Source organism: Candidatus Hepatincolaceae symbiont of Strigamia maritima, assembly GCF_055505085.1.
The window spans coordinates 1-15,410 of record NZ_DBKDTU010000227.1 but is presented as its reverse complement, the minus strand read 5'-3'; the positions used below and the strand labels follow the sequence as shown (position 1 = coordinate 15,410).

Here is a 15,410-nt window from a genome sequence, read left to right as displayed (position 1 = left end):
TGAGTAATATTCTAAATAATTAACTATTATAATTTTAGTTAATGTGATAAAGAGTTAGAAAAGTTGCTTTAGTTATAGTCCAAATCTCACCTTTTACTATATAATTTCTAGGCTTTGCCAAAACTGTACCTTCTAAGGTTTCAACCTGTAATTTTTCTTTAGCTATCATATATTCAATGGTAACAGCTTTTTTTGAAGTTTTTCCGGTTTTAATAAAACTTCTAATCGAAACTTTTTTTCCTTCTTTATGTTCTACCACTTTATTTTTATCTTTAATAATATCAAACGTGTCTTGAAAAATACTAGCTTCTACAGGATAAATTCCTTTCTTATCAACAGTTTTCATAACATAATTTCCAGCTTTGGCGATTACATCTTCACCATTATGTTCTAAAACTGCATCACACCCTAATTTCATGAATTCTTGAGCTATGATTTTTCTAGTGGCAGTTCTTTCTGCCAGAAAATCTGCACTTTTTATAATTTTCATTATATGTATCTCCTTTATTGATTAAAATAAAAGAATACAGTGTTATATTGATATTACTAGTAGACTAAAGATATCCCAATGTTAGAAGCTTACTTATTAATACTACGTAATAAAGCTTCTATATGGGTAGCCTTATCAAACATATCATCTAAAATGAAATTAAGATGGGGAATAACTTTAATTGCCATATTTTTAGCAATAATATTTCTAAACTTTCTCTCATTGCTATTGAGAATTTCTATTAAATTAGGATTAGCAGTACTATTTAAACCTGGATAAACATAAATTTTAGCAGAAGAAAAATCCGAGGTTATTATTACCTCAGTGATAATAATATTAAGTTCAAATAAATCCCTACTTTTAATTTTACCATGCAACAAAGCTTTATATAGCAAACTCTTTATTTCAGAAGCTATTTGTAATTTTCTACGATTACCTGAGGATATCTGTACAACATTATCTTTAATAGACATTAATTTATCTTACTTAATTTCTTTTTTTACCTCAGTTTTTTCAAAACATTCTATAATATCTTTCTCGAAAAATTCATGAAAATTATCAAAACTTACCCCACATTCAAAACCTTGCTTTACTTCCTTAACGTCATCTTTAAAACGTTTTAATTGGGTAAGAGTTCCCTGATAAATAACCACAGAATCTCTTAATAATCTTACAAAAGCTGCTTTTTTAATTAACCTCTCCGTTACATAACAGCCTGCTATTTTTCCAACTTTTGTAATATTAATAACCTGCCTTACCTCTGCATACCCGAGAATATTTTCTATGATATCAGGGTCCAACATACCAGCTAAACAAGTTTTAGCATCATCAATTAAATTATAAATAACCGAATGATACCTAATATCTACTGCTTCTTTCTTAGCTAAATCTCTAGCATTATTATTTGCTCTTATATTAAATCCAAAAATTATTGCCTTTGCTGTTTTTGCCAATAAAATATCAGACTCTGTAATTGCCCCTATACTACTATGAATAATCTTTATAACTACATGTTCACTAATAATCTTGTTTAGTGCTGTTACTATAGCCTCCATTGAACCATGTACATCAGTTTTTACTATTACTGCCAACATTTTTTGATTGCTAGAAAAATTACTAAATAAATGTTCTATATTTTGTTTTTTCTGATTATTAGTTTGTTGTTCCTTAAGATTATTAATTCTGTATTGAATAATCTCATGAGATTGTTTTTCATTATCTACTACCGAAAAATCATCTCCTGCCACCGGGATATCAGAAAATCCTGTAATTTCTACAGGCAAAGAAGGAGTTGCCTGCTTAAGTTTAACTCCTTTATCATCTATAATATTTCTGACTTTTCCACTAATAATACCTGAAATAAAAATATCTCCTATATGTACCTTCCCTTTTTTTAGAATAACCGTAGCAACAAAACCCTTTCCTTTTTCTACTTTTACTTCAATAATAACCCCTTGAGCTTTTCTATTATAATTAGCTTTTAAATCTAGAATTTCTGCTTGTAATAAAATTGCCTCAAGCAATTTATCAATTCCCATTCCTGTTTTTGCAGATACTTCTACAATTTGGATATCTCCGCCCATATCTTCTACAATGATATTATGTTGCATAAGATCGGTTTTTATTTTTAAAATATTTGCCTCAGGTTTATCTATCTTATTAATTGCTACAATGATCGGCACTTTAGCTGCTTGAGCATGACTGATTGCCTCAATAGTTTGAGTTTTTACCCCATCATCTGCTGCTACTACTAAAATAACTATATCAGTTACTTTAGATCCCCTAGCTCTAATTTGCCCGAAAGCCTCATGACCCGGAGTATCTAAAAAAGTTATTTTTGCACCATGAGAAGTACTAATTTGGTAAGCACCTATATGTTGCGTTATTCCCCCTGCCTCTTTTGAGGTTACAGAACTTTTGCGAATCGTATCTAAAAGAGATGTTTTTCCATGATCTACGTGTCCCATAATAGTAACAATAGGAGGAATTATTTGTAAATCTGCAGGACCATCCTCAGTATAAAAAATCTCTTCTACAGTACTTTTAATAACCTTAGCTCTATGCCCTAATTCATTAACTAAAAGTTCTGCTGTATCTACATCTATAGGAGTATCTAAACCAGCTTTAATCCCTAATTTAATTAGTGTTTTTAAAACTACAAAACTCTTTTCAGACATTTTATTAGCTAATTCTTCTACGGTTATAGCCGAGGTTAACCGTACTTCTTTAATAATTTTTTCCTTTTTAAATAAAAGATGTTTATTTTTCTTTCTTCTCCTTTGCACAAAATGTACCCGAGTATTCTCAGTTTCTAAATCATCATCCGTTTCTTTGTCTAAAACATAATTATACATACTTTTCCATTGTTGAACATTTTGAGGCTTTTTCTTTTCGGTGATTAACTCTTTCTTATTTTTCTTTTTATTATAGGCTTCTATTTCGTCCTCTTCCTCAACGATAATAGGAACAGCCGTGGTAGTCTCTTTTATGTAAGAGTTATTTTCTACTGCAACTATTTTTTTTTCAGGAATAAAAGACTGCCTTTCAATAATATTAAATCTGGTAACATCATTAGTATTATCAAAAGAAGGCTCATTAAAGTTACTATTTTTCTTAGAATCTTCTAAAACTTTTTGTCGTAAAAGTTTTTCTTCTTTGGTTAATTTAGAAACCTCAACTAGCTCCTCAATAACATGCTTAACCTCAGTTTTAACTTCTTTCTTAATTATTGGTTGTGCTGTTTCAGTCCTAAGTTTTCTTCTTTTAGTTTCTACAATAGTTCTATTACGAGGTTTTTTGTACTCTGCAGCTTTATTTACTTCTGCTAAAGTTTTACCCAAAGATAAAGTTCCACTATTAGGGGATGATTTATCATCATTTTTATCACTCATTCTTAATCTCCTACAGGTAATTAAATCCTATATATCATAGGATTGTTTTCTAGCTTCCATAATGATATGTTCCGCAGTTTGTAAATCAAGAGTTGGTTTAGGAAATATTTCTAAGAGTTCATCACTAGATAAATCTGCTAAGCTTACTAAATTTTTAATATTATGATCTTGTGCCAGAATAATAATTTGATCTATATTAAGACCTTGATCTTTAAAATTAATTAAATCTTCTTGAATTTCTAATTCTTTTATTTTTTGCTCTTTTTTCCGATCTTCAGTTTCTTTAAAAAGAGTAGCTCTTTTTTTAAGTTCTGAAACTATCTCAATACCAAATCCTTGTATATTAGCAAGATCCTCATCACTAGTTTCTAAGATTTCATCTACTAAACTAAACCCTTCTACTACTAATAACTGTGCTATTACTTCATCAACATCTAAAGATTTCATTAAATAATCTATTTTTTCTTTATTTTCTTTATTACGTTTTTCTTTTTCTTCATCTAATGTCATTAAATCAATTTGCCATCCCACTAATTGAGAAATTAACCTAATATTCTGCCCTCCTCTTCCTATAGCAATACTTAATTTTTCTTGATCTATTACTACTTCTAACTGTTTTCTATCTTCATCAACAAAAACTTTTAAAACTGCTGTAGGATAAAAAGCATTAACTACAAAATTAGCAACATTATCAGAAAATTCTACTAAGTCTATCTTTTCACCTCTTAATTCATTAATTATTGTTTGAATTCTTCCGCCTTTAAATCCTACGCAAGTACCTACAGGATCAATTGCAGTTTCTGTAGAAAGTACAGCTATTTTAGTTCTTGAACCTGCATCTCTGGCAATATTTTTAATTTGAATAATTCCATCATAAATTTCCGGTACTTCTTGAGAAAATAATTTAGCGATAAAATCAGGATGTGCCCTGGAAAGAAAGATCTGTGGACCCTTAATAGCTTTCTCAACTTTTAATACTAAAGCTTTAACCCTAGATCCTACTTCTAAATTTTCTCTTGGTATACTCTGATTCTTACTTAAACAAGCCTCTGCTTTTTCTAATTCTACAATTACCGTGGAAAATTCTATACGTCTTACAGTCCCGCTAACAATTTCTCCCACTTTATCCTTATAGCTTTCATATTCTTTTTCTTTTTCTGCTTCACGTACTTTTTGAGTAATAATTTGTCTAGAATTCCATGCTGAAACCCTACCAAAATCAACAGGAGGAAGTTCTTCTATTAAATAATCTCCTAATTTTAGATCTTGATTAATAATTTTTGCCGCCTTGAGATTAATTTCTATATTGTGATCCTCTTCTTCTTCTACAACTAACCTATAACGCTCAATAATAATAGCTCCATTACTTTTATGAATTGTTGCTCTAAGATCGTAACTATAACCGTATTTTTGGGCGGCTGCCTTTTTTATAGCAGCTTCCATTGCAGAAAATACTTCATCCATACTAATACCTTTATCTTTAGAAATATTTTCAACTACTGCTAAAAGTTCAGGTCTGGCATGCAATCCTAACATTTTATTATCAATATTTTCTTTATTCATCAATTATCCCCTTCATTATTTAACAAAAGCTTATTATTAGCTACTACCTTGGCTTTTACAATATCTGTAATCTTAATGATTAAAACCTCATCTATAGTTTGTAAAAATATATTTTCTGCATCAAGATTACTTAAAATTCCACTTAACACTGTTTTATTATTATAGCTTATTTTAGTAGTTATTTTAATAAGCTTTTTTTGATTTTTTATATAATCTGAAACTTTTTCCAAATATTTACTATTACTATTTGAAGTGACTTCTAATCTATATTTAGAATTTACTCCTAAGCTCTCAAAAAGTATAATTAAAGCCTTATGTACTTTGATACAATCATTAATAGTAATTTCATAAAAACTAAGCTTATCTATAGTAATTTGTAACATAGGATAAGCTTTATTATTGTCTAATAGACTTACATTAAGTAAATCATATTGTAAAGTAGTAACTACTTGTGCTATTTTTACAAATAAGTCTTTAATATTCATGGTTATTTATCTAATATTCTTAGATATTATTAAAAACTATTATCAAAAATAAAGGCGAAGATTCTACTAATCCCGCCTTTACTCATCTATAATCTAATAATCTATTATTACTAGTTTATTAGAAAAAATTAATTTTGCAATACTTTTTTAAATTCTAAGTAAAATGGTAGAATTCCCTGTTTAAGTGCTTTTACCTCATATTTAGTTAAAAAATGCTCCTCAAAAGGCTCACTTAGAGCTATATTATTTATAGTAGAAGGGTTAAGTTTTTTGAAATCGTTATGGACTAAAAAATTTTGTAAAATATAATCTTTATATTCAGAATGATCCGTAGCCATTCTAATAATTCCCTGATTCTTTAAAATACTACTTAAAATGCCTAAATTTATTTGATTAATTATTCGTCTTTTATGGTGTCTTTTTTTAGGCCATGGATCCGGAAATAAGATAAAGATTTTATCTATAAAGTTTTTAGGTAATTCTTGCCATAAAAAACGTATATCTTGATTAAAGATTTTTAAATTATTTAAAGGTATATGCTTTAGCTCTTTTAAAAGAGTGCTAATCCCATTTAAGTAAACTTCAACTCCTATACACAAAATATCGGGATGATGTTTAGCTTGTTGAAAAATATGATAACCATTACCAAAACCTATTTCTAAATAAATTTTTTTATACTGCTTATGTATTATAACGTTATTATGCAACTCAATAATATCAAATAGATATTTTGGTAATAAATTTGTTAAAATCTCTTTGGCACTAGTAGTAAGATTAGATGATTTTCTACCATAAAATTTAACTATTTTTTCTTGAAGCATTTTAAAAGTCAACTTGTTTAATAGGAGTTTTATTATAAAGTCCCTATTAAGATTAATAAAAGATTAGCTTTCTTATATCTTAAAATAGTTCTTAAAAGATGTTACTAAATCTAATTTTTCCCAAGTAAAATGTACGTCATCAGAAATTCTCCCAAAATGACCATAACTTGAGGTAATTTTATAAATAGGATTATTCAATTTAAGATGAGTTCTAATGCCTTGCGGCGATAAATCTATCATTTGCGGAATTAATTTAACAATTTCATTTTCATCTACCTGTCCAGTATTATGTAAATTAATATAGATAGAAGTAGGTTTAGCAATACCTATAGCATAAGATAGCTGGAGAGTGCATCTACTAGCAATACCGCTAGCCACGATATTTTTAGCTAAATATCTTGCGACATAAGCTGCTGATCTATCTACTTTAGTAGGATCTTTTCCTGAAAAAGCACCCCCTCCGTGAGGGGCACTACCACCATAAGTATCTACAATAATTTTTCTACCAGTTAACCCTGTGTCTCCGTCAGGCCCACCAATTAAAAATCTTCCTGTAGGATTAATATGATGTATTACATTTTTAGTATCATATAAACTATTTGGAAAAACTTCTGCAAAAATCGGCATTAACCTAGCTTTAATTTGCTCTTGAGTAACACTCCCCTTATGCTGATGAGACAACACCACAGTATGAATTCTTTTGGGGATATGATTTTCATATTCTAAAGTAATTTGGCTTTTAGCATCCGGTAATAAAAATTCTAATTCACCTTGTTTACGTTTTTTACTTAAAACTTCAAGAATTTTATGAGCATAATAAATAGCGGCAGGCATAAGTTCTTTAGTTTCATTACAGGCATAACCGAACATAATACCTTGATCTCCAGCTCCCTCTTCTTTAGTAGCAGTAGCATCAACCCCCATGGCAATATCCACAGATTGCTCATGCATATAATTATCTATATGTAAATTTTTATAACTAAATCCTACTTGATCGTATCCTATATCTTTAACTACATCTTTAATAACCTGATTTAGATAATTATGGGATACAACTTTGTTACTTCTAACTTCTCCGGCAATCACTACTTTATTAGTTGTTACTAAAGTTTCAACAGCCACACGTGAGAGCACATCTAATTTTAAAAACTCATCTAAAACTGCATCTGAAATACAATCTGCTATTTTATCAGGATGTCCTTCGGAAACAGATTCAGAGGTAAACAAATATAACTGTTTATTCATTGCAATTATCCTAATTATAATTTTTTAACTATTTACTATTTTTATCTGCTAAAGACTTAATAACATCAATTATTACCTTTTTCTTGGTTTTATCTTGGATGTTTTTGTAATGGGTTACAACTTCTAAAATATCATCCAAGTTATGGTCATTACTATCTCTTATTAGATAATAAGTTTTATTAGATAAGATTTCATTTCCTATATCTTGAAAAAAGTAAGAAGGATGCACCTTTAACACCTTACAAATTTCATATAGTCTTGAAGCTCCTATTCTATTTACTCCTTTTTCATACTTTTGTATCTGTTGAAAAGTAATTCCTAATGATTCTGCCAATGTTTTCTGGCTAACTCCCAGTTTTTTTCTTCTTAATCTTAATTGAATTCCAGCATATACATCCGTGTCATTAGGTGATCTTTGTAAATCTTTCCTTAACACTTTAGCCCTCACGTGTTTAATTACCTTATAATTTTTATTTTTAATTACTATCTCAATAGTAACTAATCTGGGTGGTAAGATCAACTATAAATAATGTACTAGAATTTTATTTATCTTACTTGGATCGGAAGAAAGAATTTCAAACTCTACCCCAGAGGGATGCACTATTAATTCAGCCTTGGATGGAATTCTTCCTACTAAATAAAAAATTAATCCCGCCAAAGTATTATTTTCACTTTTTTCCTCCTCACTTAAAAATTTTCCTACTTGCTCTTCTAATTCATCCAATTCTATACGGGCATCACATTCTAAGAATCCAGCTTTAATATGTTTAAACATTTTATCAGGCAGTAAATCATATTCTGTTCCTACAATTTCTTTTAATACATCCACAATACTAATTAATCCGTCAACTCCTCCGAATTCATCCACCACCATAGCCATATGAATCCCCTTCATTTTCATATCATAAACTAAATCTAATACTTGCATATAAGGTGAAATAAAAATAATTTGACGCATAATTTCATCAATTTTGAACTTAGATTGTGTATTAATTAGTGAAACTAAGTCTTTAGCATAAATAAACCCTAAAATATCATCTAAGGTTTCCTTATATACTGGAATTCGTGAAAATTTACTAACTTGAACTACCTCTAATACTTCTTTTAAAGAAGAATTATATTCTATGCCAACAATATCAACTCTAGGGATCATAATATTCTTCACTTTTTTATGTTTTAAGGAAACAATATTTTTTAGTAGAGAAATTTCTAAAACATCACTATTACTCTTAGATTTATTAAACATATAATCATTCAATACTTCTAAGAGTTTTTCATACACTGAGGGGGCTTCCGTTTTTCTTAAATAGGTTTTAATTCTTCTTATAAAGGAATTTTGGGAAACTTTATCAACAATATTATTTATGTTATTATCTTTTTCCGGCATCTTCTTTCCAATAGTTATTAGTTAATCCTGTTTGTAAAATTTTGCAGTCCTGTAAAAGCTGATTCTCTATTTTTAACATTCCTGTTGCTTGAGTTGTATTTTTATGATCATAACCGATTAAATGTAGTAAACCGTGAATTATTAATCTTAGCAGATGCTCAGTAAAAGTAATATTAAGTTCTATAGCTTCTGTTTTAGCATATTCTAAGGATATAACAATATCTCCTAAGAAAATAGGATATGTTATATTCTGCCTATTAAAGAGTTCTTGGGAATGGTTTGTAGCATCCCATGTAGAGAGTTCTTCAGAGATAGTCAGTATTCCTAACTTTAATAGTTGATCTGATTCATATTGTGAAAAAGATAAAACATTAGTAGCTTCTGCAGTACTACGCCATTCTTGGTTAATTCTCTTAATATTAGTATTATTAGTAAACAATATACCTAATTCAAATTTACTCTTCAAAGAAATTTCTCCAAAGATTTTTTTATTATAAACAAGTTTTGAAAAAATATCTTTAACAGAATTTCTTACTAATTTTTGAAGTTCTTTTTCTAAATTAATTTGAACAAAATTTATATCTATGCTGAAATGATACATTTATACTTTTAACTTTATTGTTTTAGGCTTATTTTTAGGATTTTCTATAAGAAGCTTTGTAGCATTCGGTATAGTTGGCGACTTGGGTAATCCAAATTTTGAGTTATGGTCATAATTTGTAGAATCATAAACTTTAAATGCTTCAACTATCTGTTTTACTAAAGGACTTCTTACACTATCCTTTTCTTCAAAAGAGACAATATTAACCTCTACTAAATCTTGCATAATAGTTAAAATTTTAGTTAAACCACTAGGATTATGGTGCGGCAAATCAATTTGTGTAATATCTCCGGTTAACACCATTTTTGAATTATTTCCTAAACGAGTTAATAGCATTTTTAATTGTATAAAATTAGCATTTTGAGCCTCATCCATAATTACAAAAGCATTCTCTAAGGTTCTACCTCTCATAAAAGCAATAGGAGCTATTTCTATCTCTTTTTTCTCTATGCCAAGAGTTACTGCTTCTACGCCTAACATTTCCTCCATAGCATCATACATTGGCTTAAGGTATGGATTAATTTTATCTTGCATATTCCCCGGTAAAAATCCTAAACGTTCTCCTGCCTCTACCGCAGGTCTTACTAAAATAATTTTCTTTACCAGTCCTAACATAAAATATTTTATGGCTTGAGCAACTGCCAGATAGGTTTTTCCGGTGCCGGCAGGACCTATTCCAAATGTAATACTATTCTTCTCCATAGAGTTAACATATTCCCATTGTTTAACAGTTCTAGTTATAATTTGTTTTTGTTTAGTATGAATAGTAGTAATATAGTCTTTTGGGTTCATATTTTGAGCTAATAACTCCTGAAAGTTTAGAATAGTTGCATGATTTAAAGTATTAAAATTAAGTTTTTTAGTTTTAAGATTTTCATAAATCAGATCTAACAACCGTAAAGATTTCTCAGAATCAATACCTTTAAGAATTACAGTATTGCCAAAACTATTAATTTTAACCTGAAAAATTTTCTCCATAAAAAGTAAATTGTGATTAGTAGGACCAAACAAATTTTTTACAATTTCTAAATCCGTATAAGTCTTTTCAATTTGCAAATTACCCTACTCCATGAAAAACACCGTTTAAACTATAAGGATGGCTAGCTAGAATTTTTAAATTTATAATTTCTCCTAACCATTCAGGGTTAGCATTATCTACATGTACTGCTTGCATATATGGGCTTTTACCTACTAATTGTCCTTGTTTTCTACCGGCTCTATCTACTAATACTTGGTAAGTTTTCCCTACAGATTGTTTGTTAAATTCGTGTTGATAATACCCTAATACATCTTGTAATTGTTTTAATCTCTCTTCCTTCATGCTTTTTGGCGTAGAATCTGTTTTTAAAGCTGCGGGAGTTCCGGGTCTGGGGCTAAAAATAAAAGCAAAAGCCTGTATAAATTTTACTTTATCAATTATTTGTAGCGTATTTTTAAAATCTTGTTCCGTCTCTCCGGGAAACCCCACAATAAAATCTGAAGAAAACGCCATATTAGGTTTAACATTTCTTAATTTATCAATTACTCTTAAATAATCATCTATACTATGGGGTCGATTCATAGCTTTTAAGATACTATTAGAACCGGACTGAATAGGTAAATGTAAAAAAGGCATTAATTTATCTATTTCCTTATGGGCCATAATTAAATCATCATAAATTTCCGTAGGATAGGAGGTAGTATATCTAATTCTTTCTAAACCCTCTATTGTAGCTAATTCTAAAAGCAATCTCCCTAAAGACCATTCCTTATTATCTAGTGTTTCTCCATGGTAAGAGCTTACATTTTGCCCAAGCAGTGTTATTTCTTTAGCTCCTATTTTAACTAATTGTTTTGCCTCTTGCATAATCTGCCACACAGGACGCGAATATTCACTCCCCCTAGTATAAGGCACCACACAATAGGTACAAAATTTATCGCAACCTTCTTGAATAACTAAAAAACTACTACCGGCTTGCACACGATTTTGGTCTAATATTTCGGGAAGTTGTTCAAATTTTTCTTCCACTGGAAAATCCGTATTACAAACCGTTTTATGCTCTTCTTCTAATTGTTTAATCATTTCCGGTAATTTATGCCAAGTTTGCGGACCAAAAACTAAATTTACTTCTTTAGCTCTTTTTAAAATCTCCGAACCTTCAGCTTGAGCTACACACCCAGATATTCCGATAATTAAACTTTTACCAATTACTGCTCTTCGCTCTTTAATACTTCTTAATCTGCCAATTTCAGAAAAAACTTTTTCCGTAGCTTTTTCTCTAATATGACAAGTATTTAAGATAATAATATCAGCTTCAAGCAAATCATCTGTTTTTTCATACTTCAGCGTTTGGAGAATTTCACCGATTCGTAAAGTATCATAAACATTCATCTGGCATCCCCAAGTTTTAATATGATATTTTTTCTGCAATCTTATCTCCTTTAGTCACATATAAGCTTTTTGCCTCATTTATATAATAAGCTTCAATAAAATTTATAGTTTGGTTACTATTTTTTATACTTATATACTTCTTATAACATAATTCTCCTAAAAAATTAAGCTTTGGATATGTTATTTCAGAAATATATGTAATATTGCTATAAATTTCTCTATTAATTATGTTAGTTGGATTATTAATAGTATTTAGTACAAAGTTTTGGGCATTACCCAGTATAACAATAGGATTATCAAATAAATCGGTATTTCGTAAATCTTTGTTATTAAAAACTCTAGGACTTATTAAATATTCTAGATTCTCTGATAATATTGCCCCGTAAATATCAGATTTTTTGCTCTCTAAAGCAATAAAAACTTTAGTTCTTTTATCTAAAGTTGCAAATTCTGCCTTAATAACCTCGAACGCAGAAACTCCTACAACAGGAATATTTAAACTTAGTGCTAAAGCATTTGCTACTGCTATACCAACCCGAATAGCCGTAAAACTTCCCGGACCGCTACAAGCTCCTATAAAATCTAATGTTTCGTATGAAATTCCCGTACTTTGCATAAATTCCCGTAAAACTATAATAATAACCTCACTATTTTTAAGAGAGCTGATAATAATTTTTTTATGTACTAAATTTTGATTATTAAATAAAGCTATTTTAATTTCTGGAGCTGTTGTATCTAAAATTAAATAATACATAAATTGTTTTATATTTTTTATCTATAAATCCACACTCAAACACATAGTACCGTAATTCGGTAAAAAATCTTTATAGCTATCATATTGTATTAATTTATTAGTTCTAATAATACTAGCAACTACTTTTACATATTTTTTACTTTCTGCAGAATACTTCTCCAAATGATTAACCAATACAGTAGGATTAAAATCTATTTCATTAATCCGCATTTTATATCTACTTTCTCTAAATTCAGCATAACTAGGGTTAGTATTTAAATTATAATAATATGAAATTATAGATTTTTCTAAAGTATTATATCTTTTTACTGCATAGAATTTTCCTAAAACTCTAGCATACGGTATCATTCCCATATCTTCTGACCATGTCCATTCCGAGAACAACGAGTTACCTTCTTTTAAAAATCTTGAAATACCCCAACCAGTCTCATTTCCTGCCATAGCTATAGCTATAGAGTTTGGTACAATATCTACCCTTAATAATAGTTCTTCTAAAGCAAAAGCATAATCCCAAATATTATCAGCTTCTATGGAAATCTTATATTTGCTTGCCAAAATTTTAATTCTTTGTAAATCTTCATCTTGAAAATCCTGACGCACCATTTTTACGTTTAAATCTAGTACTTCTGCCCTTTCTGTTACTATCTCTTTTTGTACTTTAATAAGCAGGGGTAGTAAAATTTTAATAAAAGCTTGTTTTCTTATAACAATTTCTTCATGTGAGATCATTAAATCAAAATTATAAGGCATATTTCGAAAAAATACAGGTCTTGCCAAGCCTATCTCATTAGATTTTGTTCCTAAAATAATAAACTTATTAATATCATAAATTAACTGTTTATCTCCTTTAGTTTCTGATAACCGTAAACATTGATAGGCAGAAATCTTACGCTTACTTGCTTTATTAGCATTAGAGAAAATATCTTGATTAGATAAAGGATACTCCGTAAAAGTATATAAAAAACCGAACAAAATACTTACTATGCCAAAAATAATATATTGTTTTTGAATTTTATAAAAATGTTTTAAACTCTTAACCAAATCTACAGGATCTGTATTAATCTTGTTGATCAATGCTTCTTACTTCTTTTACTTCAGGAACATAATACTTAAGCATGCTTTCAATACCGTTTTTTAAAGTAATTGTAGAAGAAGGACAACCTGAACATGAACCCTGCATTTGCAAATAAACTACACCATCAACATATCTTTCAAAAATTATATCTCCTCCGTCCATTGCTACTGCCGGTCTTACTCTTTCTTCTATTAATTCTTTAATTAGCAATACTATTTCATCGTCTTCTTCATCTTTATTAACGGTAGCAGTTCTTGTTGCTTTTTGAGCAATTAATTTATCATCAATAATTGGTAAATTTGCAACAAAATGATCCATAATATATGCTAGGATTTTAGGTTTTACATGTCCCCATACTTCTTGTTCGCTAATGCTAACAGTAATAAAGTCTCTACCGAAAAATACTCCTTTAATACCATTAATTTTAAATAATCTTGTGGCTAAGGGTGATACTTCTGCTTCTTTAGCATTAGTAAAATTTAAACTAGTGTGAGTTTCTAACACAGCTTCTCCAGGAATAAATTTCATAGTTTTTGGGTTTGGGGTTTCTTCTACTTGAATAAACATTTTAATCTCCTTTAATTATATAAGACCTATAATGTTTTTAATTTCTTGTATTTTTTTATTAGCTATTATTTCAGCTTTTTGTGCATTATTTATATAGACCTCGTTTAAATATACCTTATCTTGTATTAATTTACTATATTTTTCTCTAATAGGACTTATTATTCCTACTAATTTTTCAACCAAACTATATTTAAACGAACTAAAGTTTTTATTAGCAAATTCTTGTAGGATTTGTAAAATATTTTGATTTTCTCCTAATTTATTACTACAAAAAGTATAAATTTTAACTAAATTGAGTAATTCAATTCTCTTTGTTAAATCCTCATAATTTGTAGGAAACGCTGCCGTATCGGTTTTAGCTTTCAGGATTTTATTAAGAATTGTATCATTGCTATCCGTAATTAAAATTCTTGAATGCTCGCTAGGATCGGATTTACTCATTTTTTTACTCCCGTCTTTTAAAGACATTACCCTAGAGTTACCTAATATTATAATTGGCTCCGGTATTTTAAAAGCAGTGGTATTGTAATCTTTATTAAATTTTAAAGCAATATCTCTAATAAGTTCTATATGTTGTTTTTGGTCTTCTCCCACAGGGATCAAATCCGTATCATATAATAGGATATCAGCAGCCATCAATACAGGATATACATATAAGCCTACCGAGGAAGCTTCTTTATTTGAGCCGGCTTTATCTTTAAATTGAATCATACGATTTAACCAACCAATTCTAGCAACACAACATAAAATCCAAGTTAATTCAGTATGTGCTTTAACAGAACTTTGAGCAAACAGTAAAGATTTGTTCACATCAATTCCGCAAGCTAAGAGACTAGCCAATAATGATAAAGTCGTTACATGTAAATCTTTAGGATCTTGAGAAACTGTAAGAGCATGTAAATTCACGATAGAAAAAATACATTGATAATCAGAATTATTTTGTAAATCAACCCAATTAGAAATAGCTCCCATATAATTACCTAAATGAACAACTCCTGTAGGTTGAATTCCGGAAAATACTGTTTTTATTACCATTTTTTATCTTAAACTTAATTATTATAAATAAGAGCTGTTAATAATTTAGGTTTTAACCCTTTTAAAATCACTCACTAAGTTATTAACAGCTCTTATTTAAGATCGGAAGAGCGTCGTGTAGGGAA

Annotated in this window: 16 protein-coding genes; all 16 read right to left on the bottom strand. The window is 29.2% G+C overall.

Going from position 1 to position 15,410, the window contains the following annotated elements; all coding sequences use genetic code 11:
* Nucleotides 1-34: 34 nt before the first annotated feature.
* Complete coding sequence (locus ACQCX0_RS06275; protein WP_462563319.1) at nt 35-490, bottom strand: hypothetical protein; 456 nt, start codon at nt 488-490, stop codon at nt 35-37.
* A gap of 89 nt (nt 491-579) precedes the next feature.
* A complete protein-coding gene (locus ACQCX0_RS06270) occupies nt 580-963 on the bottom strand; it encodes a ribosome-binding factor A (RefSeq protein ID WP_462563318.1) in 384 nt (127 codons plus the stop codon).
* A gap of 9 nt (nt 964-972) precedes the next feature.
* The gene (infB, locus tag ACQCX0_RS06265) at nt 973-3,381 is read right to left on the bottom strand and encodes a translation initiation factor IF-2 (RefSeq protein WP_462563317.1); all 2,409 of its coding nucleotides are present in this window, start codon (nt 3,379-3,381) and stop codon (nt 973-975) included.
* 27 nt (nt 3,382-3,408) lie between these two features.
* Entirely contained in the window at nt 3,409-4,944 is a 1,536-nt protein-coding gene (nusA, locus tag ACQCX0_RS06260; RefSeq protein WP_462563316.1) for a transcription termination factor NusA, read from the bottom strand.
* Nucleotides 4,944-5,429, bottom strand: coding sequence for a hypothetical protein (locus tag ACQCX0_RS06255; RefSeq protein WP_462563315.1), 486 nt, complete (start codon nt 5,427-5,429; stop codon nt 4,944-4,946). The genes nusA and ACQCX0_RS06255 overlap by 1 nt, the downstream gene beginning before the upstream one ends.
* 128 nt (nt 5,430-5,557) lie before the next feature.
* Entirely contained in the window at nt 5,558-6,250 is a 693-nt protein-coding gene (gene trmB / locus ACQCX0_RS06250) for a tRNA (guanosine(46)-N7)-methyltransferase TrmB (protein ID WP_462563314.1), read from the bottom strand.
* A 72-nt stretch (nt 6,251-6,322) separates the two neighbouring features.
* Complete coding sequence (metK, locus tag ACQCX0_RS06245; protein ID WP_462563313.1) at nt 6,323-7,495, bottom strand: methionine adenosyltransferase; 1,173 nt, start codon at nt 7,493-7,495, stop codon at nt 6,323-6,325.
* Between the two features lie 28 nt (nt 7,496-7,523).
* Entirely contained in the window at nt 7,524-7,943 is a 420-nt protein-coding gene (locus ACQCX0_RS06240; RefSeq protein WP_462563312.1) for a helix-turn-helix domain-containing protein, read from the bottom strand.
* Nucleotides 7,944-8,015: 72 nt separating this feature from the next.
* Nucleotides 8,016-8,882 carry a transporter associated domain-containing protein gene (locus ACQCX0_RS06235; RefSeq protein ID WP_462563311.1) on the bottom strand — a complete coding sequence of 289 codons (867 nt, stop codon included), beginning with the start codon at nt 8,880-8,882 and terminating at the stop codon, nt 8,016-8,018.
* Nucleotides 8,866-9,483: an rRNA maturation RNase YbeY gene (gene ybeY / locus ACQCX0_RS06230; protein ID WP_462563310.1), complete on the bottom strand. Its 618-nt coding sequence runs from the start codon at nt 9,481-9,483 to the stop codon at nt 8,866-8,868. Before ybeY ends, ACQCX0_RS06235 begins: the two co-directional genes overlap by 17 nt.
* Nucleotides 9,484-10,539 (bottom strand): PhoH family protein, encoded by a 1,056-nt coding sequence (locus ACQCX0_RS06225; RefSeq protein ID WP_462563309.1) that lies wholly within the window; start codon nt 10,537-10,539, stop codon nt 9,484-9,486.
* A 1-nt stretch (nt 10,540) separates the two neighbouring features.
* The gene (miaB, locus tag ACQCX0_RS06220) at nt 10,541-11,893 is read right to left on the bottom strand and encodes a tRNA (N6-isopentenyl adenosine(37)-C2)-methylthiotransferase MiaB (protein ID WP_462563308.1); all 1,353 of its coding nucleotides are present in this window, start codon (nt 11,891-11,893) and stop codon (nt 10,541-10,543) included.
* Complete coding sequence (gene tsaB, locus ACQCX0_RS06215; RefSeq protein WP_462563307.1) at nt 11,871-12,608, bottom strand: tRNA (adenosine(37)-N6)-threonylcarbamoyltransferase complex dimerization subunit type 1 TsaB; 738 nt, start codon at nt 12,606-12,608, stop codon at nt 11,871-11,873. The genes miaB and tsaB overlap by 23 nt, the downstream gene beginning before the upstream one ends.
* 21 nt (nt 12,609-12,629) lie before the next feature.
* A complete protein-coding gene (locus tag ACQCX0_RS06210) occupies nt 12,630-13,682 on the bottom strand; it encodes a glucosaminidase domain-containing protein (protein ID WP_462563306.1) in 1,053 nt (350 codons plus the stop codon).
* A complete protein-coding gene (locus ACQCX0_RS06205) occupies nt 13,666-14,250 on the bottom strand; it encodes a NifU family protein (RefSeq protein ID WP_462563305.1) in 585 nt (194 codons plus the stop codon). Before ACQCX0_RS06205 ends, ACQCX0_RS06210 begins: the two co-directional genes overlap by 17 nt.
* 15 nt (nt 14,251-14,265) lie before the next feature.
* The gene (gene trpS, locus ACQCX0_RS06200; protein WP_462563304.1) at nt 14,266-15,285 is read right to left on the bottom strand and encodes a tryptophan--tRNA ligase; all 1,020 of its coding nucleotides are present in this window, start codon (nt 15,283-15,285) and stop codon (nt 14,266-14,268) included.
* Nucleotides 15,286-15,410: the final 125 nt, after the last annotated feature.

Bases quoted from the DNA above. Each gene is read 5' to 3' on its own strand.
- ACQCX0_RS06235 (WP_462563311.1), bottom strand. From the start codon at position 8,882: ATGCCGGAAAAAGATAATAACATAAATAATATTGTTGATAAAGTTTCC.
- trpS (WP_462563304.1), bottom strand. From the start codon at position 15,285: ATGGTAATAAAAACAGTATTTTCCGGAATTCAACCTACAGGAGTTGTT.
- ybeY (WP_462563310.1), bottom strand. From the start codon at position 9,483: ATGTATCATTTCAGCATAGATATAAATTTTGTTCAAATTAATTTAGAA.
- ACQCX0_RS06270 (WP_462563318.1), bottom strand. From the start codon at position 963: ATGTCTATTAAAGATAATGTTGTACAGATATCCTCAGGTAATCGTAGA.
- tsaB (WP_462563307.1), bottom strand. From the start codon at position 12,608: ATGTATTATTTAATTTTAGATACAACAGCTCCAGAAATTAAAATAGCT.
- trmB (WP_462563314.1), bottom strand. From the start codon at position 6,250: ATGCTTCAAGAAAAAATAGTTAAATTTTATGGTAGAAAATCATCTAAT.
- metK (WP_462563313.1), bottom strand. From the start codon at position 7,495: ATGAATAAACAGTTATATTTGTTTACCTCTGAATCTGTTTCCGAAGGA.
- infB (WP_462563317.1), bottom strand. From the start codon at position 3,381: ATGAGTGATAAAAATGATGATAAATCATCCCCTAATAGTGGAACTTTA.
- nusA (WP_462563316.1), bottom strand. From the start codon at position 4,944: ATGAATAAAGAAAATATTGATAATAAAATGTTAGGATTGCATGCCAGA.
- ACQCX0_RS06255 (WP_462563315.1), bottom strand. From the start codon at position 5,429: ATGAATATTAAAGACTTATTTGTAAAAATAGCACAAGTAGTTACTACT.
- ACQCX0_RS06275 (WP_462563319.1), bottom strand. From the start codon at position 490: ATGAAAATTATAAAAAGTGCAGATTTTCTGGCAGAAAGAACTGCCACT.
- ACQCX0_RS06205 (WP_462563305.1), bottom strand. From the start codon at position 14,250: ATGTTTATTCAAGTAGAAGAAACCCCAAACCCAAAAACTATGAAATTT.